This is a genomic window from Melghiribacillus thermohalophilus, assembly GCF_004342905.1.
Taxonomy (GTDB): domain Bacteria; phylum Bacillota; class Bacilli; order Bacillales; family Alkalibacillaceae; genus Melghiribacillus; species Melghiribacillus thermohalophilus.
Map to the genome: position 1 here is coordinate 23,418 of NZ_SMAN01000017.1, position 25,568 is coordinate 48,985.

A 25,568-nucleotide genomic window follows, 5' to 3' on the forward strand; every position below is an offset into this window, starting at 1 on the left:
GAATAGGTATAAGTTGAGAACATGATAAAAGGAGCGCCATCCGTTAAAAAAAGACGCTCCTTCCAGTCAGAGATTTTTTGACAGGTGACTGGCACTCCTGTTTATGCGAGGTCGTGTTTGACAGCGAATATAGCCAGCTGGGTTCGGTCCCGGAGTTCTAATTTATGTAAAATCTGTGTGACATGATTTTTCACCGTCCCTATCGATATATGCAATTCTTCTGCAATTTCCTTGTTTGTTTTTCCTTTGCCCACTAACTCAGTGATGGCTCGCTCCCTTGGTGATAAAGGAAGATCCTTACGAGATTCTGATGAATGTTTTAACAGCTTCGGAACCACCCTTGCTGCTACCTCGTCTTGAATGGACATCCCGCCATTCAGACAACTATGAATCGCCCTTAGCAGCTGATCCGGTTCTGAAGCCTTAAGCAAAAATCCATCAGCTCCTGCCTTTAACGCTTGCAGGGCATAATCATCATCATTGAAAGTAGTAAGAATGAGTACATGTACCGTTTTCCATCTATTTTTTATTCGTCTCGTGGCCTCGATGCCGTTCATAATGGGCATCCGGACATCCATCAAAACTAGGTCCACTATATGTTTTTCCATCATTTCAATCGCTTTCAGGCCATTTTCAGCTTCTCCGATAACCTCCAGAGACTCATCTTGCTCCACCATCATTTTAATCCCCTGACGAACAATTGCCTGATCTTCCACTATCAAAATTCCTTTTTTCAATGTATCCTCGCCTCCAGCGGTATCATTCCTTCCACAATAAACCGGTTCTCACTTATATAAGCGTCAAACCGTCCATTCATCTCTTCCATCCTTTCCTTCATGCCGGTTAATCCAAACCCCCATGAAAAAGTATAATGGGGTTCTACTTTGTTTTCTGCGGTAAACTCCAGATTTCCCACTGCATTTAAACGAAAAACCACTTTGACTTCCCTTGAACGGGAATGACGCATCGCATTGGTGAGTGCTTCCTGAATGATTCGATACAGGGCAATATTTTGCTTATTTGAAAGTCTCGCTGTTAGGACTCCTTTTCGTATCGTCAAATCTAAAATAATATGACTTTCTGATTCCAGCTTGCGGATGAGCTGCAAAACAGAAGCAAATCCTCCTTCCTCTTCTGTTTTTAACGCCCGAACTGCCTGGCGGGTTTCATCGAGACTATCTGCAGCAAGTTTTTTTAGTTCCTCATAATCCGGGTGGTTTTCCTTATACCCCAGCACTTGCAGCTTCATGATGAGAGCTGTCAGCTTATGTCCCACGGAATCATGAATGTCTCTGGCAATCTTAGTCCGCTCTTCAAGCCTCGCAGCCCTTTCCGCCTCATAGGCAAGCCTTTTTAGTTTGCGGAATTCCCCCAGTAATGTTTCATAGAGATCCTGCTTCATATGTTTTTCATAACGCTCTCGATTTAAATTCCAGGCTAAAACGTAAACAAATAAAATAAGCAGCAATAACTCAAAGGAAAAGAGAGGTTCCATGGACATCCACAGTATTACCGATGCCATATGGATAAAGATAAATATCTTGAAATTGGCGGGAGCAAGTCGAAATAAACCATCGATAAGAATGTATATGAGGAGAAAAAACGGATAGATGCTGCTGTGATTGGTGTTGATCAGCGGTAGAATAAACAGAGTCAGAATGAGAGCGGTGTATAGATAAAGTGGTTTTCGTGTCAATGGCAGCAAAAAATAGATAGTTAAAAATCCGGTAAACACCAGCATAACCAAAAACAATGAATCTTCTCCGATATAATCATAAATTGTTGCAGCCAGCAGTAAGACAGTGGTTAGAAATTTGACCCAGAATTCTCGCATAGCCTGTCCCCCTTTCCTTCAGGGTTTAAAACTGCCTTCAAAATACCGAGGGCCCTTCCTACTATATTTTTTAAATAGATTCTTAAAAGCAAATAAAGGCTGTTCGTGTTTATATATCTTTATTTTACAAAACATGAATCCCAATATGTCCAGGTAAAAGGGAAATCCACTTCTTTGCCTGCATCCGTTTCTTATATCCGATGCCCTCAATAAATTTTCTTCCTGACACGACCTGTATGAAAAGGCTCCAGAAACTGATGAATGCAATCCTTCTCTATGTCAGGATAAATCGTTTTAATAAAGACTTTTCGTTTGCGCAACAACCTGTCTGTCAGTTTAAATAACAAAATCGAGGTACCACTGATAGAATGGTTCACTATAAAAGTAGGCCAGGATTGAGCCGGTTGCGATAAACGGTGCAAAAGGAATCGGTTTTTGTCGGTTGATCCTGCCTGCTATTATACCGGCTAAACCAGCAACCGATCCGATCAACGCCGCAAGAAAAAAGGATAAAAGTACCCCTTTCAACCCCAGCACATATCCGATAACGGCATATAGTTTTATATCTCCGCCGCCCATTCCCCCTTTACTGACAATGGCAATTGCAAGAAGCAAGAGAAAACCTGTTGCTGCCCCCAGCAAGGAATCATACCAGGGGGAAAGGGGGATGAGCACCCTCTCAACCACAAAAAGAACAGAAAAAAAGACTAAAACACGATCTGGAATAATCATATAGTTAAGATCACTGACTGTCACAATCGCTAGCAGGGATATAAGCGTGAATGCCACCAGCAGTTCCCACTGGAACCCAATCTGATCGAAGGCAACCACAAAGAGAAACGCAGTCAGGAGCTCCATAACCGGGTATAGGGGGGAGATGCCGGCGTTACAATCTCTGCATTTTCCTTTTAACCAAATATACGATAGAACGGGGATTAAATCTCCGGGAGTTAATCGTCTCCCGCAATTCAAACATGCAGAAGGCGGAGATACAATGGATTGATTTCTAGGAATGCGAATGCCAACCACATTAAAAAATGATCCCAAAACAAGACCAAGTATAAATACATATAGCATAACCATCCACACAAACTGTCAGTCCTTTTACATACAGATTTTTGCTGGTTGGTACCTGTCACTTGTCGAATAGAATTTTAACATATTTTTTAGGAAAAAAAGACAAAACCCCTGATTATTTTCAGTCGAAATCAGGATTCTCTGTATGACAAATTCCTGCAAATTTCGGGAGGTGACAGGCAACACAGAATATTTCCTGTTGATATGCAGAAAATAAGGCTGGTCATTAAATCGAAATGGAGGAACGTTTATGAAAGCTGTTACCTATCAGGGAATGCACAATGTCCAGGTTACAGAAGAAGAGGACCCAAAAATATTGAAAAAAGATGATATCATCGTCCGGATTACGTCGACTGCTATATGTGGTTCTGACCTCCACTTGTATCAGGGAAGTATCCCGCTTCCCCAGGGTTATATAATCGGCCATGAACCTATGGGAATTGTGGAGGAAGTCGGACCGGGGGTTACAAACATTAAAAAGGGAGATCGTGTAGTGATTCCCTTTACGGTAGCCTGTGGGCACTGTCAATACTGTTCCAGTGGACTGGTGAGTCAGTGTGATCATTCCAATCCCCATTACGACTCCGGAGGGTATTTTGGCTATTCCGAAAAATTTGGCAACTACCCCGGAGGACAGGCAGAGTATTTAAGGGTCCCATATGGTAATTTTACACCTTTTAAAGTTCCTGAAGATTGTGAATTAAATGATGATGCACTCCTTTTTTTATCTGACGTGTTGCCTACCGCCTACTGGAGTGTGGAAAACGCGGGTGTAAAGCCAGGAGATACGGTCATCGTGCTTGGATGCGGTCCGATTGGGCTTATGGTTCAGCAATTTGCGTGGCAAAAAGGGGCCGAGCGTGTCATAGCAGTTGATTATATTAACTATCGGCTGGACCATGCAAAGAAAGTAAATAAGACAGAAGTTTTGAATTTTACTGAAGATCCCGACACAGGGGAAACCCTGAAAGAAATGACAAAAGGCGGCGCAGATGTAGTCATTGATTGCGTGGGAATGGATGGAAAAAAGTCGCCTCTTGAGTTTATCGAACAAAAATTAAAACTTCAGGGAGGTACTCTGGGACCTATACAGATTGCTACTAAAGCGACGAAAAAGTGTGGAACCCTGCAGCTTACCGGGGTTTATGGCTCGAGATACAATATGTTTCCCCTCGGTGCATTTTTTGCAAAAAACATTACCTTAAAAATGGGGCAGGCCCATGCCAGGACCTATATGCCTGAATTGTACAGGCAGATTGTAAACGAAGAGATTGACCCAACAGCTATTATAACTCATAAACTTCCCCTTGAGGAGGCTTCTCACGGATACCAGATTTTTAGCGATAAGCAGGATAATTGTATTAAAGTCGTACTGAACCCTTGATATTGACAAAATTCGAAACAAGTGTCTGTCACTTTGGGGCTGCCCTATTTCATGTTTTTTGACTGTGCCAGGATCGCATAAAACCCTTATTTTTGCGATCCTGGCAAAATTTTTTTCGACAGGTGACAGCACCCTTTCAATGAGCTATACTTTTTTATGGGGTTTTTGTGATGGTAGGGGAGGAGAATAATCTGGCGGTTCTTTTAGCGGTTGAATTTTTAGAATTTTATTTTTATTTGGAATCATAGGAAACTGTTTATGAAAGGGGAATGAAAATGTTTTCGGCATCATGGAAATGGTTATGGGATAAACATGATGAAGTGAAAGATTTTTTTCGTTTTTTTACCAAACCCGCTGAAAGCAAGATGGCAGATGGCCAATCGGATCAGTCGTCCCATTCAACAGGTGGAAATGGCAGCGGTAGAAACAACCGGGGCTATAAGCCTGTACAGCTGTTCGGACTGATTTTGGGCCCTGTTTTATTCCTTTTAACCTTACTGTTCTTTTCTCCAGAAGATCTGTCAAAAGAAGGGGTTGCTATTCTTGCAAGCACACTGTGGATTGCCGTCTGGTGGATGACTGAAGCTGTACCGATACCGGCAGCATCTCTATTGCCGATCATCCTTTTTCCATTAACAGGAGGACTTGATGCAGGTTCCACTACCTCTTCTTATGCCAACAATACGATCTTTCTATTTATGGGTGGCTTTATGATTGCCCTTGCCATGGAAAAATGGAATTTGCATAAACGCATTGCCATGAATATTATTTCCATTATCGGGACAAATCCTGACCGGATTATTCTTGGATTCATGATTGCCACAGGATTTTTATCGATGTGGATTTCCAATACAGCAACTGCCATGATGATGGTTCCAATTGGTCTGGCGGTCATCTATCAAGTTTCTGAAGCATTAAAAGGAGATCAAACGATTGATACCACGAAAGGAAACTTCAATTTTGGCAAAGCAATTATGTTAGGCATTGCCTACTCCGCATCCATAGGGGGCATTGCTACACTGATCGGCACACCCCCAAACGCAGCACTGGCGGCAACGGTTCAAGAACTTTATGATATCGAAATTTCCTTTGCTACCTGGATGTTATTCGGTGCCCCAATAGCCTGGTTATTTATTTTCATCACATGGTTCTACCTCACCCGCATTGCATTTCCTTTTAAGTTAAAGGAACTACCTGGTGGAAGGGAAATCATTTCTGCAGAAAAAAGAAAACTGGGGCAATCATCATTTGAGGAAAAAGCTGTGTTTGCTGTATTTGTATTGACAGCGTTTGCATGGATTAGCCGTTCCTTTGTACTCGTAAATATTAATGAAAATATCAATGATGCCATCATTGCGATGACAGCTGCTTTAATTCTTTTTATCATCCCTTCAAAAAACAGACAGGGTGATTTCCTTCTAGACTGGCAAACAGCCGTTAAGCTGCCATGGGGCATCTTACTATTATTCGGCGGAGGTTTAGCCATAGCTTCCGGATTTAGTACATCCGGACTATCTGAATGGATTGGAAGTCAGCTATCTTCCCTTGAAGGAATGAACCTGTTTGTCGTGCTGTTAATCGTAGCAGGACTAGTAATTTTCCTAACAGAAATCACCTCCAACACAGCTACTGCAAACATGATGTATCCAATTATGGTAGCTCTTGCTCTTGCTTTAGGAATTCATCCATATGCGGTTATGATTGCAGCTGGTGTAGCCGCCTCCTGCGCATTTATGCTTCCTGTTGCTACACCTCCAAACGCTGTTGTATTTGGCTCTGACTATTTGCGCATTCCGGATATGGCAAAGGCAGGTTTTCTGTTAAATATTATCGGGATATTTTTAGTAGCGATCAGTATATACTTTTTCTTACCACTCATCTGGGGAATTGATTTAACAACGATTCCTGAAGTATTTCTAAATGAGTAGAATATTCAAAAAACCTCCATGTCCTATGTTGCACCTTATACTGCCAATTGATCTGGATCGATGATCTCTTCTCCCCTGCCACGAATCCAGAGTAGCAAGAGAGGTCAGGAGCCTAAGCTGTTTGAGAAGTCTAATGATAAGAAAACCAGTCATAACTGGCTATGGGAGACCCTTCCCCTATGGGAAACATCTCACTTCAAGCCGTTGTGACTGGTTTTTTATAATATCATGTTGCATCATTGGATTGAAAAATTTCCCCTTCTATCATCACTGACTTTCCATTTATAAAGGCGACATTTTTAGAACCCTCGTTTTTTCAGCGTATTTCTTGCCTCAAAAAGACTTACAGCTAAAAGATACCCCACTGGTAATAAACCTATTATTATAATCAGCCCAGACCATCCTAATATATCCCACACCGGTCCCAGCGCAGTGCTTCCCATGGATACACCGATATAATAGGCAACAAGATACAGGCTGGATGCACTCCCCCTGTGGTGTGTTGCAATTTCACTGACTGATGTCGCGGTAATGGAATGGGCGGTAAAAAAGCCCAGACATGCTATACAGAGACCAAACATAATGATCAAAAGAGAATTCACCAGTGTCATCAAGATTCCGATGGAAAGGACGACGATTCCCGCAAGTCGCATTTTTCGCAATCCAAAGATACCCGCCAGCCATCCGGCAAGGGGTGATCCCACAACACCTAAACCATAGGCAAAAAACATGTTCGATATGGCCTGTATAGAGAGAGAAAAGGGTTCAGAAGCGAGATAAAATGGCAGATAAGTCCAGATCCCGGTAAAAGAGAGCTGCAAAATGACGCCTAGTCCATATATCAAAAGTAGTCTAGGATTTTTCAAATGAACGAGAAAACCTGATAAATCTTTCTTAAAAGAGAGGTGACCAGGTTTAAAAAATCGGGATTTCGGCAGCAGAAGCATGACTATAAATAATATAATGATGCCGAGAATGGCTAAAACATAAAAGGCAGTCTGCCACGAGTAATAGTCTGTTATGTATCCGGCAAACACACGGCCCATCATCCCGCCAAGGGCATTGCTGGAAATATAAAGGGCAGTAGAAACCCCTATACTTCTTTTGTCAATTTCTTCTCCGATATAGGCAAGGGCAGCTGCTGGTAGCCCGGCAAGCGCAAATCCCTGAATCATCCGGAACAAAACCAGTACAGCAAACGAATCAAACAGTGGAATCACAAGAAATGGCACCACAGACCCCGCCAGGGACAGTTTGATAAATACCGTTCTCCCGTGTCGGTCAGAAAGAAAACCAAGAACAATTAGCCCTCCAATGAGACCGATAATTGTTAGAGACAGGGATAAACTGGACGCTGAAACACTGATCCCAAACTCTGCTACAAATATTGGGAGAAGGGGCTGAACCGCATACATGGAGGCAAAAATAAAGAAAGAAGCCAGTGCAAGGCTAAATGCTATTTTCCAAAAATATAAATCTCGTATGGTGTAAGGCTTATGATCCATGATGTCACTTCCAGTTACTTAAATTCATACCTACTATTATATAGGAATCATCGAGTATGTAAAAATTTAACGCAATCCCCAACAGGAGACAGGCACTGTTCTGTGTTTTTCATACAAGTTCCCTTTTGCAAACGTTTGTCATATATATATATGATGACGTTTGATTACCTGGTAATTGCCATATCCCTATGGCATTTTTTTATTGATTTCATTAGATAAGATGAGGAAAGGAGTTAACTTCAGTGGGATATGTCTGGGGAGTAGATTCAGCAGCTCGTGCAACGGAAGATTTGTATAACTGTGTCTTAAATAATTTTGGAAAGCCAGAGTTCTGGGGAAGGTACCTCACCACGGTAGAAGGAGCTTCAGAAGGCTTAACCCGGGAAGAAGTGGAACTTTTGCACAACAGCGGAACAAAGGTGCTTCCGATTTATAATCGGTTCCGGGATGCTACCGGAAACCGGCAGGGGCGTGTAACAGCCAGAAATACCATTTTTCAGGCAGAACGGCTGGGCATACCTAAAGGTACGGTTCTTTTTGCTAACGTCGAACGGTTTTTTGATGTGGATGCCGAGTGGATTAAAGGTTATGTGGATGTGTTTTACCCGAGCGGTTACAGACCAGGGTTTTACCACGATCCGGTGGAAGGGAATTTCAGTTCTGCCTATTGCCAGGCTGTTTCAGAAAATGAACAAGTAGCGATCCAGTCAATTTTGTGGAGTGCAGAGCCCGATCCGGGCGTTACCAGGAGAAGGGAAGCTCCTGCTTATAATCCCCAAAGACCTCCGTGCCGGGAAAATGTGTGGGGCTGGCAGTATGGCCGTGATGCAGAATCATGCCCGATCGATACAAATTTGATTGATGAGCGATTATATGAAATGCTCTGGTAAGTTTCCCATTCTGCAAGTTCCCGTACCTGTCGGATTGGTTTTCCACAATTTTTTTACTGCTCCGGATATCCAGTTTCCTTAGAAAACGGACTCCGGGGCATTAATGTTTTTCGACAGGTGACCGGAACCGTGGTCTAGATGCTTTATACCACTGGGTACAAAAAATCAGTATAAGAACTATATCAATCAGATCACCGCCATAGTACATCAGCATTCCGCCAGTTTCTGCCTCACTTCTCGTAACACCTGAAGGAGGATAAGCATAAATATACTTGGATAAAACTGAGTGTGCCCCTAAAGCAACTGTAAGGACGATAAGACGGTAAGTGTAACTTCTTCTGTGAAATACAGGATCAATATATATTATAGAAGCCGTAAAAACATATCCTGCTAAAAATACATGCATATGAATCAACAGATATAGATACAGGTTTTGGTGCATCAGATCGTATAAATCAGTTGTGTACAGGAGCCATAATCCTCCTATATTTAAAAAAGATGCAAAGATGGGATTGCTCAAAATTACGAAAGGTTTTGCTTTCAACCATGCTGTAATCCGTCGGGCCTGTTTTACAGAAAGGGTGCGGAGAAGCAATGTGACAGGGGCTCCTAAAACCGTGAGAAGAGGAGAAAGCATTCCGAGCAATAAATGTCCGAGCATATGTACAGGGAATTGTTCGTGAGAAAGACGAGCAATAGGGCCTGTTACAGAAAGGAGGGCAAATAAAGTGCCCATAATCCAGTACAAGGTGCGGAAAACAGACCATCTCTTTCCATGCTTCATATTCAGATAAACGGCAGAGCAATATAAAAACAAAAGGGTAACAAAAGGAGTGGCCAGGATAATTTCGGAAGGGTATAAAGATGATGAGCTGATGTTACCAGACATGTCCAGTTGTTCATACTCCTTTTTTATGCATGATTCGTTTTCCGAGAAATGATGGATATACCAATGATGAGCAAAATTGAAGCGGTGACATTCCACACGATATCATAAACAATCACATTTTCTACGTAGCGAATTTGATGAATCCGCATGATTTTATGATGAATGATTCCATCGTATAACTGAAAAGCACCTGCTCCAATGAATACTCCGCCCCACCATCTTTTTACATTTACCTGTCTGCGTCGTTTGAGATCGGCGAACATAAAAAGCCCTCCGATGGTTGCAATCCAGCTGAAAGCGTGAAAAAGGCCATCTGAAATTAATCCCACAGCAGTTGTCGTTCGATCATAAAAATGATGCCAGTAGAGGAGCTGATGGAAAATGAATTCATCCAGAAATGTAACAAGGCCCATCCCAAAAAGAAAACCTGACCACAGATTTCGGGATGAATAAAATCGGTGATTCGCAACTGGAGGATGTTCTTTACTTTCTCTCATAGGCGGCATCCCTCTCCATTTTCGGCGGGCAACCTGATTATTCTATAGTATGCCTGCTTGAAATCGGTATTATGCAATATAGCCGCACAACAACCCCGACAAGTGACTGCACCTGTCGAAAGGGTTTTGAGCTAAATGCATACTGCTCCCGTTATCCCATTTTCCTACAAATCAATTTCAGGGGCATCAACATTGTTTGACAGGTGACAGGCACTATTTTTTATTCGAGGAGGGTGATGCTTTCGACGTGGCTTGTATGGGGGAACATGTCGACGGGTTGAATGCGTTTAATTTCAAACTTACTGGATAAGGCATCCAGATTTTTCGCCAGTGTAGATGGATTACACGAGACATAGATTAGTTTTTTCGGTTGGATTCTTTTCAATGTCTCCACTAATCGATCATCCAATCCAGCCCGGGGTGGATCCACAATGACTACGTCAGGCCTGAAACCTTCTTTGAACCAGGTACCCAGCCAGTCCTCGGCTTTTCCGCTAACATACACAGCATTTTGAACCCCGAGCTTTTTTGCATTTCTCCTCGCATCCCTTACCGCATCCTCTATCATCTCAATTCCTCTTAACTCTTGGACATCCTCAGCCAGCCATAATCCGATAGTTCCAACGCCGCAATAAGCATCGACGACCGTTTCATCCCCGTTTAAATCTGAAAACGATTTGACCAGGTTATACAGCTTATACGTCTGTTCCGGATTTAATTGAAAAAATGCACGTGCAGACAAATCGTATCTGATCCCTCCGAGCTGCTCTTCTATATATTCATTTCCCATCAATAAATGTGTCTCATCTCCAAAGATCAGCGATGTTTTTTTAGGATTGATATTTTGCAGAACCGAGGTTACCTCGGGAATGCGCCGTTTCATTTCCTTTAAAAACAATTCCTTTTTCGGGAAATGTTTTCCAGCCGTGACCAGCACAAGCTGTATGTCACCAGTTTGAAAACCGATCCTCGTCACAATTCTCCGTATAACACCTTTCCGCTTCCGTTCATCGTAAACAGGGATATTTAAATCTTCGATAATGCGCAAAACCTTTCTGGTTATCTCATTGGTTTTTGGATGCTGTACCTTGCAATCAGTGACATCTATTAACTGATGGGTTCCCTCCCGATAAAGCCCTGCCATCACCTTTCCTTTTTGTTTTCCAGCCTGAAGCTGGCTTTTATTGCGATATTCCCAGGGGTGGTCCATTCCAATTGTCGGCTCGACGATCCGCGAATCAATCGTTTTTTTCATGTATCTATCCAGCGCCTGTAGAATCATCTCCCGTTTATATTCAAGCTGCCGTTCATAACGGAGATGCTGAAGCTGACAGCCGCCGCATTTTGCGTAAACGGGACATGGGGGATCGATTCGGTCCTTTGACTGTTTGCGGATCCTTCTTACTCTTGCTTCAACATAATTCGGGTGATCTTTTTCAACCCTGGCAACCACCTCTTCCCCCGGCAAAGTTCCTGGTATAAAAACAGCTTTACGTTTAAAATAACCAATTCCCTCGCCATTGATGCCAATACGTTTAATGGTAACAGGGATTTCCTGTCCTTCATGCAATTGAACGTTCATAGATTGATTTTTCATCATTATCACCTAATTTTTCTCAATACTTCTCCACAAAACAAGCGATGCATAGCTTCGATACGGAGACCATTGTTTCCCCATTTCATAAATTTTTTCCTTCGGCGGTTTTTGATCTTGATTCAGCAGCTGTTTTAATGCGTTTTGAATTCCGATATCTGCAGCAGGCAGAAGGTCATCCCGACCAACTCCGAACAACAGCCAGTTTTCTGCAGTCCAAACACCAATCCCTCTGATGTTTGTCAATTCCTGAATGACTTGCTCGTCAGACCTTGCTGCAAGATTTTCTAAATCAATGGCATTTTCAGCAATTAGCCTGGATGTATCAATGACATATTCCGCTTTTCGCTGACTGAATTGAAGTTTACGCAGATCATCATACTTCAATTCCGCAACCCTTTTTGGATCTGGATAAAACCATACCCCATCCCGTTTTTCACCAAAAGCTTGAACAAACCTGGAAGATAACGTATAAGCAAATTTCATATTTAATTGCTGGTGAATAATTGTTTTGATCAAACTATCGTATAGATGCCCTTCCCTGACAACCGGAGTTCCCGGATTCCTGGCAAACAAAGGGGACAGACTGGTCTGTTGAAAATGATCATATATTTTAGTTAAATCCTTGTCCCATTGAAATAATCGGTACGTATACTGAATCAGTTCCTGTTTCTGTTCCAGACTATCACTTTGGATTAAAAATGCGGGGTTTCGTGTATTTCCCAGAGCCTGAATTCTTACGATATGTTGTTCATCCCCGATTCGAACCGGTAGATCAATCCATCGTTCCTTTTGATCTGCTTTCACTAAAGGATCAAAGCAGTAACGGCTTAATGCATAGTCAAAATCATATGCCCCATTCACAGCTGCATAAGCTTTCCACATCCGTGCTTCACCCTCCCCTCAGGGAATTGCTCAACGTTTCTTAAAGCTTCTTCCTATCTTCTTTATTATGCCTGTTTATCGACTTTGAGAAAAGGCATTTGGGGTTGAAAAAAGTACCATCATGAAAGGCTCTGCAAATGCAAAGATTAAGGGGTAGGGAAATGATTTTCCCTTATTTCCTTTATTAATGGAGGTTACAAACATGAATAATCTTAGATGGTTAAGCAATTTGTTTCAAAGACAGCCACTAAGACGATTTCAGCTGTTCAGGAGAAGGCGCCGCAATGGCGGGATGCTTTTTACCCTAATTAGTCTTGGAGCCACTGCATTAGCCTTTGCCTTTACACGTATGGGACAGGGAGAAAACAGGGGACAGAACATCAATCCGATCCGTCGTATTACTCAAGTTATGCCGCAGCCGGCAGCTGTTGAATTTTCTGCAGAACTTTCCCCAAATGAAAAAAATCAACAAAACAATAAACAAAACCAGTAAAATCCTTATCCATGAACAAAACTGAGGGCTGTTCGAATCATCGAGCAGCCTTCTCTTTTGTCTGGTACGGAGTGCATATCGATAAGGGGGCAAGAATCACCGTTCAAGGCAATCCGTGTTGCTGCAGAAATCCTTTCTATATTTTATTTTCCTTACAAAAATCCATACTAAAGCGTATGCAATCAGCCCATTTTCATTTTTTACAAAAAAAGCCCCCTCTACAAAAAAAGGGGGCTGTATTCAAGCGTGGATTCATCATTGCTGCTGAGCCTGCTGGATGGCAGCCTGAGCCTGCTGGAGCTGCTGTTGGGCCTGCTGGAGCTGCTGCTGCTGTTGAGCAGAAGCCTGAGTCTGTTGCTGTTGAGCCTGCTGCTGGGCCTGTTGAACTTGCTGTTGTGCTTGCTGCAGCTGTTTTTGAGCCTGTTGAATTTGTTGAGGGTTGGCATTCGCTTGCGCCTGCTGCACAGCCTGCTGGGCTTGTTGAGCAGCATTCAGTGCCTGTTGAACTTGCTGTTGGTTTTGCTGTTGATTTTGTTGAGCCATAGGGTTTGACACCTCCAGAAAATTTTGTTGGGCTTTTGCCTCAACAGTTTTTATATTTTTCAAAGTTTAAAAAAATATGCGCTCTTGAAAACAGGAAAAACATTTCCAGTCATGTTCGAAAAAGATTATTGAAAAACACGAAGAGGTGTAACCCTTTTCCACATAAAGTCATCCAGGCTTCTGAACTGATAGCCCCGCTTTCTCAGTTCATCAATCATCGGGCCAAGGGCTTCGGCATTATCACTTGATACGGTGTGAAGCAAAAGTACGGCTCCAGGGTGGATCTGATTGATCACACTTTTATATGCATACTCCCAGCCCTTTTGGCTGTCGGTATTCCAGTCCACAAAAGCTAAAGACCAGAATACATGAATATAGCCCAGTTCATCGGCCAATTTTAAGGTCCGCTCGCTGAACGTACCGCGGGGCGGCCGCACATATTTTATATAAGAATTTCCGGTAATTTCCTCTACTTTTTTACGAACTTTTTCCAGCTCTCTTTTCATTTCTTTCTTTGATAATTTGGTGAAATCGGGATGGCTCCAGGAATGATTGCCAATAATATGCCCGTCCTCTGCCATCCGTTTGATCAGTTCTGGTTCACTTTCAACATAATGACCGGTTACAAAAAAAGCGGCAGGAACTTTTTTCTTTTTTAATGTATCTAAAATTTTTTCTGTATAACCCTGTTCATAGCCATTGTCAAACGTTAAATACACGACTTTTTCTCCTGAAGAGTCCAGGTAGATGCCTCCGTATTTTTCTACAATCGGTCCATATTTTCCCACATCCGGAGGCTGGTGGTTATCTCTGGATTTATATCCCCAGCCATAGCTGGTCTGATCTGCAGCCTGAGCTGTTAATGGAGATACGATCAGAGCAGCTATGCAAAACAAAAAAAGTCTAAGTCCGGTATTCATCTGACTCACCTGCTTTTTTTCCTATTTTTTGTAGGCTGTCAGAAAAGAATACATGCAGAAAATGGATGGATTACCTCTTCGACAAAACCTGACGAGTGTCAGGCACCCTGTGATTATAAAATAATGGCGGCAAGCCACCCGAACAGAAACAGCGGAATATTGTAATGCAGAAACGTTGGGACACATGTATCCCAGATATGATGATGTTTTCCGTCTGCATTAAGACCAGAAGTCGGCCCCAGTGTACTGTCGGAAGCAGGTGATCCGGCATCACCGAGTGCTCCTGCCGTTCCAATCAGCGCTGCAATTGCCATCGGTGAAAACCCGGCTGCGGAAGCAATTGGCACATACATAACCGCCAAAATCGGTATAGTACCAAAAGACGTTCCGATTCCCATGGTCACCAGCAGGCCGACCAGAAGCAGCAGAAACGCTATGACCGGCTTGCTGTTGCCGAGAATGGCGGATGACTGTTCCACCAGATCATTAACGGCCCCCGTTTCTTTTAGTATATAACCATAACCAGACGCTACCATCATAATAAATGCAATCATCCCCATCATGGAGATTCCATCAGCCATCATCTTCTCTCCGTTTTTAAAAGGAACGACAGCAAAAACAAACATCCATACTATTCCAGTTAAAGCACCTAAAATTATACTGCCTGTCAATAACTGAACAACTAATGCTGCAACGATCCCAATCAGGGTGAACAGGTGTTTATACTGAAAGCGACTATCCTCATCCTCCTCAGCTGCAGCAGCCTCTGTTAAATAATTCCCCACTGAATCATAATCCCTGTCTTTCCGGTAACTAATCAACACGGCAATTAACAGCCCAACCATCATGCCTGATCCCGGAATCAGCATTGACAGGGCAATATCTCCCATCGAAATGTCAACACCATTGTTTGCCATTTCCTTCTGGATGATTTCGTGAAAAAGCAATCCGAATCCAGCAGGAATCATCAAATAGGGAGCCTTTAAACCAAAAGTCAGGGCAGAAGCGACTCCCCTGCGATCTACTTTCATCTGGTCAAATACCTTCAAGAGGGGCGGAATCAAAATAGGAATAAAAGCGATATGAACGGGAATCACATTCTGGGAAAGAGACGCCACACCGGCGATGACTAACAGCACCATGCTTCGTCTTCCCCTAAGCACACGGAGCAGTTTTTTCACAAGTAGTCCAGTAATGCCTGTATAGCTGATTGCAGCCGCAAATGCTCCGAGCAAAATATAGCTCAAAGCTGTTTCAGCATGCTCCCCCATACCGTTCACGAGGAGTTCGATGATCCCTTGTAAAGATAAATTTGAAAGGATGCCTGCCGTAAGCCCGGCAGCGATAATTGCTATTAAGATATTAACTCTGAGCAAACTCAGCAAGGCCATGACAATTACCGACATAATAACCGGGTCAGTGAATATGCCCATAGAAATTCCCTCTCTTCTCATCCAATGATTCATTACGTTATCACAATAGTTTATTAACGATTTATCATAATAAAGTATCAAGCAAAAAAAATCAACCCCTTAAATATACAATTTTTGTTTCCTGTTAAGGCAATCATTCCACATCATTCAACCATTGATCCCAATATTCCATTATTTAAAGAATGGGGCGCAGCTAATGTTTAAATAAGGTCAACAACGGCATCCCAATTCGGGAAGTGACGTTTCGTAGTACAGCCTTCTTCAGCCAATCCTATGCACTCCGTTAGCGAAAAAATACTGTTTTATGGGTTAGTTCTACAAACCCAAAAGTAAAAGTCCGCTTCCGGTCTCTGCCAGAACAGCGGACTTTTCATTTAATGATCTTTCAGCTGAAATGAAAAGGACACGTAATCCTGAATGGGAATCCATGCACCGATTCCCTGTTTCTCTACATTTTTTACCACAAGAGTTTTATTCGAACCTTTTAATTTAATATAGACCTCGCCCATGGTGAGAATTCCTTTTTCATTGACTGCCGGGGCATAAGCCAATAGCCGACCGTTCTTTTTTGGGGGAACTCCATAGGTCTGCTCTTTTTTCGTTCCCTTCCCTATAATGGTTTTAAACGAGAGGGGAAGATCAACATTTTCCTGTGCCTTCAGTAACATTAACTTTTTTATGCTCTCCGCCTGCTCGACTTTCGAAGTTAGTCCTCCATTGATTTCTTTTTCCTGCTCCTGAACATAGTTTAGGGTTTTTTTACTGTCCCCGCCATAGTTGTTTAATTCATTCACGTTGATCTCCTGATACTCCCAGTTGACGCTGGTCTCCTGGGATTCATAGTTAAGTGGCCAGTTTCCCAGGTAAATCATGCTTCGGTAACCGAATGCAATTGGAGAAGGATGAATAGTTGTTTCATTCAGCATTTTAATCAGGTCAGGATTTTCAATTTTTACATCAGCACCATCAATCAATTCCTTTGTTAAACTGCTCGGTTCCAAAAACGTTAAATCTTTTGTTGAGTTTGGATAAGTGTTTTCCTTTGAAATATTCAAAACGTGGCTCGGCACGTTTTTCGGCGTGATTTTCTCTTTATCTTCTTTTGCTTTTTCTTCGGACAGAACAGTCACCGGGACAAGAACAAACAAACAAAGACCGATCGTTAAAAACATGGTATAGAACTTGTTCATGATTACCACAGCCCTTTCATTTTTTTCTTATTTTTTTCAAGGGGGAAAAAACTATGCACCCATAAGGGCTGTGGAATGCATTCGGGAGGAAATCTGCAATCCAGATTCCCGTAACTTCCATAAACTACTCACCGGATTGTACCGATACCGTAATATCAATGTTATCTTTTACCGATTGAACCATTGAGCAGTATTTATGGGATAATTCAAGACTTTTTTCAAGCTGCTTTTGATCGAGACCTTTCCCTTTTACAAAAAAAGACAGATGAATCTTTTCGATCCGGTTGACTTTATCACCGCTTCTTTGATAATCCACAGTGATCTCAATATCTTCAAAATTTATTCTTTTTTTATCCAGCACCTTTTTAAATACCGATCCGCTGCATCCGGCAATGGAGGCAATCATTAATTGAAAAGGACGAAAACCATAATCGGAATCGGCTGAAATGTCAAGGGTACCATATTCAAAATCTGCTGCAAAACCTTTTTCCTTCATGGTAAATTTCATCTGACACAACCCCTTTATTTTTATGTTATATCTTTAACGTACACGTTTCTCGATATCTTTTGCAAAAAATAAGCATTTCGAATTTCTTTTTTCGTTAAATAAGTTACAATGGCAATGTTCGGGGTCAGGGCAGAAAAATTGCTTTTGCTTACAAGGAGATTATTAAAAACAGGGGAGGGAATGCATATGGTATCTGAAAAAGGACGGTTTCGCATATTAGTTGCCCTTGTCTTGATCTCTGGTTTTTCACAGGGGATGCTCCTTCCTCTGATTGCTGTTATCTTAGAACAAAAGGGGATTTCCTCTTCAGTCAATGGACTGCATGCTACAGGGTTGTACATTGGTGTATTGCTGGCATCGCCTTTCATGGAAAAACCTCTTCGAACATACGGCTATAAACCGATCATTCTCACAGGCGGGGCATTCGTCTTTCTCTCGTTATTTTTCTTTACATTATGGGAATCATTATGGTTCTGGTTTATGCTTAGAATGCTAATTGGGATTGGTGATCATGTTTTACATTTCGGGACCCAGACCTGGATTACCACAACGAGTGAAAAACATAATCGGGGAAGACGGATGGCCTTGTATGGTCTGTCATTCGGCCTCGGTTTTGCTATGGGGCCATTGATGACCAGGCTTATCTATGTACACCCTGCACTTCCTTTCCTGGTTAGTGCCATTCTAAGCCTGCTCATCTGGGGGCTGTTATTTTTTGTCCGAAATGAATGGCCGGAAGATGAAGACGCGTATGAAGTAACCTCCAATTCATCGGCGGGCCGATTTAAGGAGGCCGTTCAGATTGCCTGGATTGCTCTTTTGCCTCCATTTGCCTACGGATTTTTAGAAGCAACCTTGCATGGAAATTTTCCGGTTTACGGGATGCGGATTGGCCATGACGTGGAAACATTGTCGCTGATCATTCCCGCTTTTGCAGTCGGAAGTTTAGTAACCCAGCTCCCACTGGGAGTTTTAAGCGACAAGATTGGCAGAAAACAGGTGCTGGCTATTGTGCTCGCAGGGGGAGGTATAACCTTTTTCCTTGCAGGTGTCCTGGAACATTCCGTCATCTGGTTATTTGTTTTATTTACTCTTGCCGGAATGCTGGTAGGATCAATCTATTCCCTCGGCATTTCCTATATGACGGATATGCTGCCAAAAACCCTGCATCCAGCAGGCAATATTTTATGTGGAATATCTTTCAGCCTGGGAAGTATCACCGGACCGTTTCTCGGAGGGCTGTTTATTCAGTTTGTCCCAGGAGCATCTTTTTTCTATCTGATCACAGCGGTGATTTTTATCCTCTTTGTCTTGATTATGATCAAAGGAACAAATCCATCAGAAATATCAAATACAGCCTAAATCATTTTTTGTCTATCGCTAGTTACAACCCTGGCTGCCCATGAACAATAATACCCGTTCATCCGGCCACATTTAACTGCCGGAAGATCGGGCTTTTCTGCCGTCTCGATTGACAATAACAATTCCGCTGGCTACAAATGATAATCCCAATAAGACATATAGATGGATCGGTTCATGTAAAATCAGCCCGGATAACATGACGCCGAAAACCGGTACGAGGAATAAATACATGGACACATTGCCCACCTTATTGTATTTCATCACATTATTCCAGAGAATGAACCCGGCTGCGGACAAAAATGAAAGGTAGATTAACAAAAGGGTGGCCTGAACATTCCATTCAAAGGGAAACCAACCTGCCATCAGTCCCCCTGCTACAACGAGCCCGGTCGATCCAAACAGCATTTGATAAGCCGTTAGATAGGAAACCGGCATTCTCTGACTTCCTTCCCTTGCCAGAATATTTCCCACAGCACTCGTCATCATGGCCGTGAGGAGCAATATTTCTCCCAGACCGAACACAATGTTCAGTGTACCCTGCTGAATATTCACAAGAACGACACCGGCAAAACCGATTACCAGGCCCATGACTTTTTTTCTGTTCATAGGATCATTTTGATAAATAAAATGAGCCAAAAGCATTTGAAAAAAAGAGGTTGACCCCGCGATAATCGATCCCTGAATACCAGTAGAATGACTGAGTCCGATATAGAACAAAATATACTGTAAAAACGTCTGGAAAAATCCGATTCTCATGAGTTCAATTGTATTTTTCTTCTGGAACAATAAATTTTTTCTGGCCAGAGTAAAAAAAATGAAAATCATGATCGAAGCCAGAAAAAAGCGGTATCCCGCAAACAAAATCTGCTCCCCGGTCTCCTCCGGACGAATATCCAGAACCTCATAACTCCACTTAACAAAGGGAAAAGCACTCCCCCATAGAAAGGTCGCTATACAGGCTGCCAGTGCTGCACCCAGGGGGTGGCGAAAAAACGTCTTTGCACTCATAAACACCCTCTTCTCTAAACAAGTTCCTCACCGGGCTATTATAGATAAGTTTTTTATGGAAAATCAAAAATCTAGTCTGAACTAGTCTGTTTTTCGATATCTTTCCCTCAAGCATCCCACGGTTCAGAGGCGTTGTCTTTCCAATCCCTGGCACTGTTTAGTAGTTGACATCTCCTTTTATTATGTTATTATAAAAATAACTAATTTATAATTATTATAATTTTAATGTAAATGAAAATCGTTATCAATTCCTGTGAAATTAACCTATTAACACATCTGATAACGAATAATCATTCTCAATTAGAAAAGGAGCGTTGAGAATCGTGGGTGCAGAACCAAAGGCAATCCTGCCAGACTATACGAAACCAAAACAGAAAACAAATTTTTCCCGGGTCATCAACATTCAACATCATATGGAACTGATTGCAGCTTTAACCAGTGGGGCCATCATCTTATTTGCTTTCTTAACCGAAGGGCACTTAAGCAGCACATGGACGGCAGCACTTTATATTTCCGCCTACGTGATCGGTGGATTGGCAAAGGCCAAAGAAGGTATAGAAGATACGATTAAAAATAAAGATCTAAATGTTGAACTGTTAATGATTATTGCGGCCATCGGTGCTGCTTCAATTGGTCACTGGTGGGAAGGAGCTGTTCTCATTTTTATTTTCTCATTAAGTGGGGCACTTGAAACATACACCATGAACAAAAGCCACAAAGAAATTTCTGCTTTAATGGATATGCAGCCAGATACAGCCCTCCGTATCGTCAATGGCCAGACTGAAGAAGTCCACGTTTCTGAATTGAAGGTTGGAGATCAATTTTTCGTTCGTGCAGGGGAACGAATCCCTGCTGACGGTAATATTGTACGGGGATCAACCTCGATAGATGAAGCTGCCATTACAGGCGAATCCATGCCTGAAGAAAAATCTGCAGGTGATGAAGTGTTTGCTGGCACATTGAACTTAAACGGAAGCATTACGGTGGAATTAACGAAACCATCTGAGGAAAGTGTTTTTCAAAAAATTATTGAACTTGTTCACAATGCAAAAAGTGAAAAATCTCCTTCACAGCTATTTATTGAACGATTTGAAGGCATATATGTAAACATTGTCCTGACCGCAGGAGTCCTGTTATTGTTCGTCCCTCATTATCTCTTTGACTGGAGCTGGGAAACGACTTTTTACCGGGCGATGATCTTTTTGGTTGTAGCATCGCCGTGTGCGCTTGTTGCTTCTATCATGCCGGCCACACTTTCAGCTATTTCCAACGGCGCACGGAATGGGATATTATTTAAAGGCGGTGTTCATGTCGAAAACCTTGGTCAGATTAAAGCCATTGCTCTAGACAAAACCGGAACATTGACTAAAGGAACCCCGGAAGTGACAGATGTATACATTCGGGAAGGTCTTGACGTTCACGAAATCTTTAACATTATTGGGTCAATCGAAAAGCAATCAACCCATCCGCTGGCTAAAGCCATTGTACGATATGTAAAAAGCCAGAAAATTGAACCGGATCTTACCGTTGATAACATGCAGGACGTGACAGGAAAAGGTGTTACAGCGCAAATCGGAAGTGAGACATGGAAAATTGGGAAACCTGAATTTATTGGAAACCAGGAGGTTGAATCTTTTCAAAATGGTATTTCCCGCTCACTGGCTGATCAAGGAAAAACCCTGGTCATTGCTGCTGATGAAAATGGGATTGCTGCAATGCTTGCATTAAAAGATGTGGTTAGAGAAGATGCGAAAGAAGCGCTCGGAAAGTTGAAGAGAGCAGGCATTCGAACGATCATGATAACCGGTGACAACGACCGGACAGCGCAGGCTATTGCCAGAGAATGTGGTATTGACGAATATTATACCAACTGTCTTCCAGAAGACAAAGTAGATCATATTCGGAATCTGAAAGAAGCATATGGTCAGGTAGCCATGACAGGAGACGGGATTAATGACGCACCGGCTCTGGCAACAGCAAATCTCGGGATTGCCATGGGTGAAGGAACAGATGTGGCACTGGAGACAGCCGATATTGTTCTCATGAAAAACGACCTGTCAAAAATCGCCGATGCCATTTCCCTGTCCAAGCGAATGAGCCGAATCATCAAGCAAAACGTTATCTTTTCCATTGCCGTTATCATCCTGTTGCTTATCTCTAATTTTGCGCAGACCTTAAATATGCCCCTTGGGGTCATCGGACATGAAGGAAGCACCATTCTGGTTATTTTAAACGGATTAAGATTGTTGAAATAAGAAAAAGGAATCCCTGAATTGGGGTTCCTTTCCTCATGTTTGGACATGTTTTTCAGGCTTCTTCTATTTTCATGTGATTGCGTTCAACAGTTTTAAACGTTAAGGGTGTGCCTATTTCAATTCCTATCATCATAGAGCACCTTTAGCTTTGATCACCTGGCCATATTTCCTTTGTACAAAATCGCATTAATCTCTCCGCCAATCACGATTATGATGGCACTGATGTAAAACCAGATCATGAGTACAATGATTCCCCCGAGGCTCCCGTATGCTGCTGAGTAATTTCCGAAATTTTCTACATAAAAGGCAAAGGCGAGGGATACGAGCTGCCAGCATACCGCAGCAAAAATAGCTCCTGGAAAGGCATGAGCAAATGGAATCCGCTCATCCGGTGCAAGCTTATATAAACATGCAAGTACGATTACCATAATCACAAAAGAACTGATCCACCTTAATGCATTCCAGATCTGTAAAAACGTTTCCGTCAAACCTAAAAAAGAAAAAATAAATTCTCCTAAAATCCGGCCAAAAACCGGCAGCAATAACACCGTAATCGTCACTAATAGCATGGCGACCGTCAACACAATGGCAATAAACCGGGACTGAAAGAACGAACGATTTTCCTCGGTTTCATAAGCTCGATTAAAAATTTTCATCAATGCATAAATACCGTGGGATGCTGCCCAGAGAGAGCCGATAATCCCGATGGACAGCAGGCCCCGGTTTTGCTGATTCATCAGAACTTCAATATTTTCCTCAATGATTTCCATTGTGTTACCCGGTGCATAGTCCCGGATCATACCCAGAACTTGATCTGCAGAAATAGGCAAAAACCCGACCAGTGTCAGAAGGAAAATTAAAAAAGGAAACAGGGACAAAAGAAAAAAATAGGACAGCTGGGCAGCAATACCGGGTATGTCATCCCTTGAAAATCGTTTCCAGACTTCTGAAATAACGTATGGAATGTTCTTCAAACTCCCACCTCATAATGCCCTATTTACAAACTCATCAAGTTTTCTGCTGATTCGCTGGAGCATATAAACCCCTTCATCGAATCTTTCATCTAATTGATCAATTGCTTTCCGCAAATGACGGACAGCTGTGGATGGGTGTTGCTGGTATTCCCGAAACAGGGAAGAAAGTTCCGGTATTCGTTCCTTCAATTCTTTACGTAATCTTTGATCTGCAGCTATTATGATTGCTCCGGTCAAACCACCGAGTATGATCATACACTTCCAGTTAACTTTCGCCACTCGGCCTCTCCTCCCTTTACAGGTTATGGGCTTCCTTAATTTCCTTCAGCAAATACTGGCAACCTTCAGATACAAGATCATACACATAATCAAAATTTCCCGTAAAATACGGATCTGGCACATTTTGTTCCTTTGCATCAGGAACCAGATCCAGAAGCCGCTTCACTGTAACTCCTTCATATTCATCCCGGATCGCTTCCAGGTCACGCATATTTTGCTCATCCATTGCGATAATATAATCAAATTCATCCCAGTCCGTTTCTTTAATCTGGCGTGCCCGCATGCCTTCATAGGAAATATGGTTTTGGTCTAAAATGTTTTGGGTTCCTTCGTGGGGAGGTTCTCCCTGATGCCAGTGGCCTATCCCTGCTGAATCCACACGAATTTGTTCACTCAATCCCTCTTCCTCGACCATGTTCCGAAAAACTGCTTCAGCCATTGGGGATCTGCAAATATTGCCAAGACAGACAAAAAGTACGTGAATCATTTCATCAACCCCTTTTTCTTGGATGTGATCCTTCTGTTAAAACTATATCGAAAAACCGAAAAAGATGAAACTAAATTTAAGGATTTCTTACAACCCTTTCAAAAATACCCTTGACATTCATCAAGAATTTTCGGAATATTTTTATATGGGACTTTATTTATTTCATACTTTTGAGGGGGAATATCATGGAGGAATTCTGGGAGAAATTTAACAAACAGGGAAGTGAAATCTTAGGTGAAATCAGCGGATATGTCTGGGGACCTCCTTTACTGATCCTTCTGGTCGGTACGGGACTGTTTTTATCCCTGAGACTCGGGTTTCTGCAGTTTAAGGCGCTCCCATACGCGTTAAAACTGGCTTTTAGTCCTGGAAAGCAGGACAAGAAGTCAAAGGGAGATATCACCCACTATCAGGCTCTGACAACCGCACTCGCGGCAACCATCGGAACCGGTAATATTGCCGGTGTGGCAACAGCTGTAGTTTTGGGAGGACCGGGAGCAGTATTATGGATGTGGATCACCGCTTTAGTCGGTATGGCAACCAAATATGCAGAAGCTATTCTCGCTGTAAAATACCGTACCCAAAATGAGCGGGGTGAAATGTCAGGCGGACCGATGTATTACCTGGAAAAGGGACTGAAAGCGAAATGGCTCGGCGTACTGTTTGCTATTTTTGCTTCCATTGCCGCCTTCGGAATCGGAAATATGGTCCAGTCCAACTCCGTATCGGATGCAGTGGAATCTACCTTTAATATTTCTCCATGGGTGACTGGTATTGTATTGACCGGACTTACCGGCCTGGTTATTCTAGGAGGAATTAAAAGCATCGGAAAAGTGACAGCCTTTTTCGTACCGATTATGGCAGTATTCTATATCATCGGGGGACTCATCGTTTTATTTTCGAATTTAGAACTTGTTGGTCCTGCGGTTTCCATGATTTTTTCTGATGCCTTTACAGGTGAAGCTGTAGGCGGAGGGATTTTAGGTACCGTGATCCGTTACGGGGTAGCTCGCGGTGTATTCTCCAACGAAGCCGGTCTCGGTTCAGCACCGATTGCAGCTGCTGCTGCAAAAACGGACTATCCGGGACGCCAGGCGCTCGTATCCATGACCCAGGTATTCATTGATACGATTATTGTCTGCTCCATTACCGGTATTACCATTGTCATGGCAGGACAGTATGGAGGAGATCTGGAAGGTGCTGATTTAACAGCCGCTTCATTCGCAGCGTTCCTAGGCAACACCGGTTCTTACATTGTTACAATCGGTCTATTATTCTTTGCTTTCTCAACCATTCTTGGCTGGTCCTATTATGGAGAAAAAACTTTCAGCTATCTGGTTGGAGACAAAGGAATCCCGGTTTATCGTGTAGTCTTTGTCGTTTTCGTCTTTATTGGGTCTGTTATATCTCTGGATGTTGTCTGGAAATTCGCAGACATCATGAACGGTCTCATGGCCTTCCCGAACTTAATCGGCCTCCTGGGATTATCGGGAGTAGTCGTTGCGGAAACGAAACGATTTATGGAAGTAGCCAGAGAAGAAAGACAGCAGGAAAAACTCGGCAAAGCCTAAAAAGATACCACAATAAAAAGGATTCAATGAGTTCTCGGGACTCGTTGAATCCTTTTCTTGTT

Annotated in this window: 24 protein-coding genes; 7 read left to right on the top strand and 17 right to left on the bottom strand. The window is 42.6% G+C overall.

All coding sequences use genetic code 11. The features are described 5' to 3' along the window. Positions 1 to 101: 101 nt before the first annotated feature. The 3 genes from EDD68_RS11195 to EDD68_RS11205 all read right to left on the bottom strand — a co-directional run bounded on the left by EDD68_RS11195 (position 102) and on the right by EDD68_RS11205 (position 2,917). Entirely contained in the window at positions 102 to 737 is a 636-nt protein-coding gene (locus EDD68_RS11195; RefSeq protein ID WP_132372376.1) for a response regulator, read from the bottom strand. After that, complete coding sequence (locus EDD68_RS11200) at positions 734 to 1,834, bottom strand: sensor histidine kinase (RefSeq protein ID WP_132372377.1); 1,101 nt, start codon at positions 1,832 to 1,834, stop codon at positions 734 to 736. The genes EDD68_RS11195 and EDD68_RS11200 overlap by 4 nt, the downstream gene beginning before the upstream one ends. A 336-nt stretch (positions 1,835 to 2,170) precedes the next feature. Then, entirely contained in the window at positions 2,171 to 2,917 is a 747-nt protein-coding gene (locus tag EDD68_RS11205) for a prepilin peptidase (protein ID WP_132372378.1), read from the bottom strand. Positions 2,918 to 3,161: 244 nt separating this feature from the next. Between EDD68_RS11205 and EDD68_RS11210 the strand changes: the two genes are divergently transcribed. Next, positions 3,162 to 4,295: a zinc-dependent alcohol dehydrogenase gene (locus EDD68_RS11210; RefSeq protein WP_132372379.1), complete on the top strand. Its 1,134-nt coding sequence runs from the start codon at positions 3,162 to 3,164 to the stop codon at positions 4,293 to 4,295. A gap of 275 nt (positions 4,296 to 4,570) precedes the next feature. Further along, complete coding sequence (locus EDD68_RS11215; protein WP_132372380.1) at positions 4,571 to 6,223, top strand: SLC13 family permease; 1,653 nt, start codon at positions 4,571 to 4,573, stop codon at positions 6,221 to 6,223. A gap of 299 nt (positions 6,224 to 6,522) precedes the next feature. Here the strand turns inward: EDD68_RS11215 and EDD68_RS11220 are convergent, their stop codons facing one another. Continuing rightward, the gene (locus EDD68_RS11220; RefSeq protein WP_132372381.1) at positions 6,523 to 7,728 is read right to left on the bottom strand and encodes an MFS transporter; all 1,206 of its coding nucleotides are present in this window, start codon (positions 7,726 to 7,728) and stop codon (positions 6,523 to 6,525) included. A 242-nt stretch (positions 7,729 to 7,970) separates the two neighbouring features. Here EDD68_RS11220 and EDD68_RS11225 point away from each other — a divergent pair, with 242 nt between their 5' ends. After that, positions 7,971 to 8,618 (top strand): glycoside hydrolase domain-containing protein, encoded by a 648-nt coding sequence (locus EDD68_RS11225; protein ID WP_132372382.1) that lies wholly within the window; start codon positions 7,971 to 7,973, stop codon positions 8,616 to 8,618. Positions 8,619 to 8,718: 100 nt separating this feature from the next. Here the strand turns inward: EDD68_RS11225 and EDD68_RS11230 are convergent, their stop codons facing one another. From EDD68_RS11230 to EDD68_RS11245, 4 genes are all read right to left on the bottom strand, one after another. Then, positions 8,719 to 9,507, bottom strand: coding sequence for a cytochrome c oxidase assembly protein (locus EDD68_RS11230; RefSeq protein ID WP_132372383.1), 789 nt, complete (start codon positions 9,505 to 9,507; stop codon positions 8,719 to 8,721). Between the two features lie 23 nt (positions 9,508 to 9,530). After that, positions 9,531 to 10,004, bottom strand: coding sequence for a DUF2243 domain-containing protein (locus tag EDD68_RS11235; RefSeq protein ID WP_132372384.1), 474 nt, complete (start codon positions 10,002 to 10,004; stop codon positions 9,531 to 9,533). A 220-nt stretch (positions 10,005 to 10,224) separates the two neighbouring features. Further along, complete coding sequence (gene rlmD / locus EDD68_RS11240; RefSeq protein WP_243646849.1) at positions 10,225 to 11,586, bottom strand: 23S rRNA (uracil(1939)-C(5))-methyltransferase RlmD; 1,362 nt, start codon at positions 11,584 to 11,586, stop codon at positions 10,225 to 10,227. A 24-nt stretch (positions 11,587 to 11,610) separates the two neighbouring features. Beyond that, on the bottom strand, positions 11,611 to 12,483 hold the full coding sequence (locus EDD68_RS11245) for a DNA-3-methyladenine glycosylase family protein (protein ID WP_132372386.1): 873 nt from the start codon (positions 12,481 to 12,483) through the stop codon (positions 11,611 to 11,613). Between the two features lie 202 nt (positions 12,484 to 12,685). Between EDD68_RS11245 and EDD68_RS11250 the strand changes: the two genes are divergently transcribed. Continuing rightward, positions 12,686 to 12,976 carry a hypothetical protein gene (locus tag EDD68_RS11250; RefSeq protein WP_132372387.1) on the top strand — a complete coding sequence of 97 codons (291 nt, stop codon included), beginning with the start codon at positions 12,686 to 12,688 and terminating at the stop codon, positions 12,974 to 12,976. Positions 12,977 to 13,231: 255 nt separating this feature from the next. Here EDD68_RS11250 and EDD68_RS15430 read toward each other — a convergent pair whose 3' ends face one another. The 5 genes from EDD68_RS15430 to EDD68_RS11275 form a co-directional block, all read right to left on the bottom strand. Continuing rightward, the gene (locus EDD68_RS15430) at positions 13,232 to 13,531 is read right to left on the bottom strand and encodes a hypothetical protein (protein WP_207902579.1); all 300 of its coding nucleotides are present in this window, start codon (positions 13,529 to 13,531) and stop codon (positions 13,232 to 13,234) included. A gap of 113 nt (positions 13,532 to 13,644) precedes the next feature. After that, positions 13,645 to 14,439 carry a delta-lactam-biosynthetic de-N-acetylase gene (gene pdaA / locus EDD68_RS11260; RefSeq protein WP_132372388.1) on the bottom strand — a complete coding sequence of 265 codons (795 nt, stop codon included), beginning with the start codon at positions 14,437 to 14,439 and terminating at the stop codon, positions 13,645 to 13,647. A 113-nt stretch (positions 14,440 to 14,552) separates the two neighbouring features. After that, entirely contained in the window at positions 14,553 to 15,872 is a 1,320-nt protein-coding gene (locus EDD68_RS11265) for a Na+/H+ antiporter family protein (protein ID WP_132372389.1), read from the bottom strand. A gap of 374 nt (positions 15,873 to 16,246) precedes the next feature. Continuing rightward, a complete protein-coding gene (locus tag EDD68_RS11270; RefSeq protein ID WP_132372390.1) occupies positions 16,247 to 17,062 on the bottom strand; it encodes a YfkD famly protein in 816 nt (271 codons plus the stop codon). Positions 17,063 to 17,186: 124 nt separating this feature from the next. After that, entirely contained in the window at positions 17,187 to 17,570 is a 384-nt protein-coding gene (locus EDD68_RS11275) for an OsmC family protein (protein WP_132372391.1), read from the bottom strand. A 186-nt stretch (positions 17,571 to 17,756) separates the two neighbouring features. On the opposite strand from EDD68_RS11275, the gene EDD68_RS11280 reads away from it, so the two are divergent. Then, positions 17,757 to 18,932 carry an MFS transporter gene (locus EDD68_RS11280; protein WP_132372392.1) on the top strand — a complete coding sequence of 392 codons (1,176 nt, stop codon included), beginning with the start codon at positions 17,757 to 17,759 and terminating at the stop codon, positions 18,930 to 18,932. 72 nt (positions 18,933 to 19,004) lie between these two features. On the opposite strand, the gene EDD68_RS11285 is transcribed toward EDD68_RS11280, so the two are convergent. Further along, entirely contained in the window at positions 19,005 to 19,940 is a 936-nt protein-coding gene (locus tag EDD68_RS11285) for a DMT family transporter (protein ID WP_132372393.1), read from the bottom strand. A 413-nt stretch (positions 19,941 to 20,353) separates the two neighbouring features. On the opposite strand from EDD68_RS11285, the gene EDD68_RS11290 reads away from it, so the two are divergent. Beyond that, positions 20,354 to 22,195, top strand: coding sequence for a heavy metal translocating P-type ATPase (locus EDD68_RS11290; RefSeq protein ID WP_132372426.1), 1,842 nt, complete (start codon positions 20,354 to 20,356; stop codon positions 22,193 to 22,195). A 152-nt stretch (positions 22,196 to 22,347) separates the two neighbouring features. Here EDD68_RS11290 and EDD68_RS11295 read toward each other — a convergent pair whose 3' ends face one another. From EDD68_RS11295 to EDD68_RS11305, 3 genes are read right to left on the bottom strand one after another with little or no spacing between them, the layout of a single operon-like run. Then, entirely contained in the window at positions 22,348 to 23,169 is an 822-nt protein-coding gene (locus tag EDD68_RS11295) for a YihY/virulence factor BrkB family protein (RefSeq protein WP_132372394.1), read from the bottom strand. Positions 23,170 to 23,178: 9 nt separating this feature from the next. Then, a complete protein-coding gene (locus tag EDD68_RS11300; protein WP_132372395.1) occupies positions 23,179 to 23,448 on the bottom strand; it encodes a hypothetical protein in 270 nt (89 codons plus the stop codon). Between the two features lie 16 nt (positions 23,449 to 23,464). Next, positions 23,465 to 23,935 (bottom strand): low molecular weight protein-tyrosine-phosphatase, encoded by a 471-nt coding sequence (locus EDD68_RS11305; protein ID WP_132372396.1) that lies wholly within the window; start codon positions 23,933 to 23,935, stop codon positions 23,465 to 23,467. 185 nt (positions 23,936 to 24,120) lie between these two features. Here EDD68_RS11305 and EDD68_RS11310 point away from each other — a divergent pair, with 185 nt between their 5' ends. Beyond that, complete coding sequence (locus tag EDD68_RS11310) at positions 24,121 to 25,506, top strand: alanine/glycine:cation symporter family protein (RefSeq protein WP_132372397.1); 1,386 nt, start codon at positions 24,121 to 24,123, stop codon at positions 25,504 to 25,506. The last annotated feature ends 62 nt before the right edge of the window (positions 25,507 to 25,568 follow it).

What these genes read in the sequence shown, in the direction of transcription:
- EDD68_RS11200 (WP_132372377.1), bottom strand. Translation starts at nt 1,834, where the DNA reads ATGCGAGAATTCTGGGTCAAATTTCTAACCACTGTCTTACTGCTGGCT.
- EDD68_RS11205 (WP_132372378.1), bottom strand. Translation starts at nt 2,917, where the DNA reads ATGGTTATGCTATATGTATTTATACTTGGTCTTGTTTTGGGATCATTT.
- EDD68_RS11210 (WP_132372379.1), top strand. Translation starts at nt 3,162, where the DNA reads ATGAAAGCTGTTACCTATCAGGGAATGCACAATGTCCAGGTTACAGAA.
- EDD68_RS11215 (WP_132372380.1), top strand. Translation starts at nt 4,571, where the DNA reads ATGTTTTCGGCATCATGGAAATGGTTATGGGATAAACATGATGAAGTG.
- EDD68_RS11220 (WP_132372381.1), bottom strand. Translation starts at nt 7,728, where the DNA reads ATGGATCATAAGCCTTACACCATACGAGATTTATATTTTTGGAAAATA.
- EDD68_RS11230 (WP_132372383.1), bottom strand. Translation starts at nt 9,507, where the DNA reads ATGTCTGGTAACATCAGCTCATCATCTTTATACCCTTCCGAAATTATC.
- EDD68_RS11235 (WP_132372384.1), bottom strand. Translation starts at nt 10,004, where the DNA reads ATGAGAGAAAGTAAAGAACATCCTCCAGTTGCGAATCACCGATTTTAT.
- rlmD (WP_243646849.1), bottom strand. Translation starts at nt 11,586, where the DNA reads ATGAACGTTCAATTGCATGAAGGACAGGAAATCCCTGTTACCATTAAA.
- EDD68_RS11245 (WP_132372386.1), bottom strand. Translation starts at nt 12,483, where the DNA reads ATGTGGAAAGCTTATGCAGCTGTGAATGGGGCATATGATTTTGACTAT.
- EDD68_RS11250 (WP_132372387.1), top strand. Translation starts at nt 12,686, where the DNA reads ATGAATAATCTTAGATGGTTAAGCAATTTGTTTCAAAGACAGCCACTA.
- pdaA (WP_132372388.1), bottom strand. Translation starts at nt 14,439, where the DNA reads ATGAATACCGGACTTAGACTTTTTTTGTTTTGCATAGCTGCTCTGATC.
- EDD68_RS11265 (WP_132372389.1), bottom strand. Translation starts at nt 15,872, where the DNA reads ATGGGCATATTCACTGACCCGGTTATTATGTCGGTAATTGTCATGGCC.
- EDD68_RS11270 (WP_132372390.1), bottom strand. Translation starts at nt 17,062, where the DNA reads ATGAACAAGTTCTATACCATGTTTTTAACGATCGGTCTTTGTTTGTTT.
- EDD68_RS11275 (WP_132372391.1), bottom strand. Translation starts at nt 17,570, where the DNA reads ATGAAATTTACCATGAAGGAAAAAGGTTTTGCAGCAGATTTTGAATAT.
- EDD68_RS11280 (WP_132372392.1), top strand. Translation starts at nt 17,757, where the DNA reads ATGGTATCTGAAAAAGGACGGTTTCGCATATTAGTTGCCCTTGTCTTG.
- EDD68_RS11285 (WP_132372393.1), bottom strand. Translation starts at nt 19,940, where the DNA reads ATGAGTGCAAAGACGTTTTTTCGCCACCCCCTGGGTGCAGCACTGGCA.
- EDD68_RS11290 (WP_132372426.1), top strand. Translation starts at nt 20,354, where the DNA reads ATGGAACTGATTGCAGCTTTAACCAGTGGGGCCATCATCTTATTTGCT.
- EDD68_RS11305 (WP_132372396.1), bottom strand. Translation starts at nt 23,935, where the DNA reads ATGATTCACGTACTTTTTGTCTGTCTTGGCAATATTTGCAGATCCCCA.
- EDD68_RS11310 (WP_132372397.1), top strand. Translation starts at nt 24,121, where the DNA reads ATGGAGGAATTCTGGGAGAAATTTAACAAACAGGGAAGTGAAATCTTA.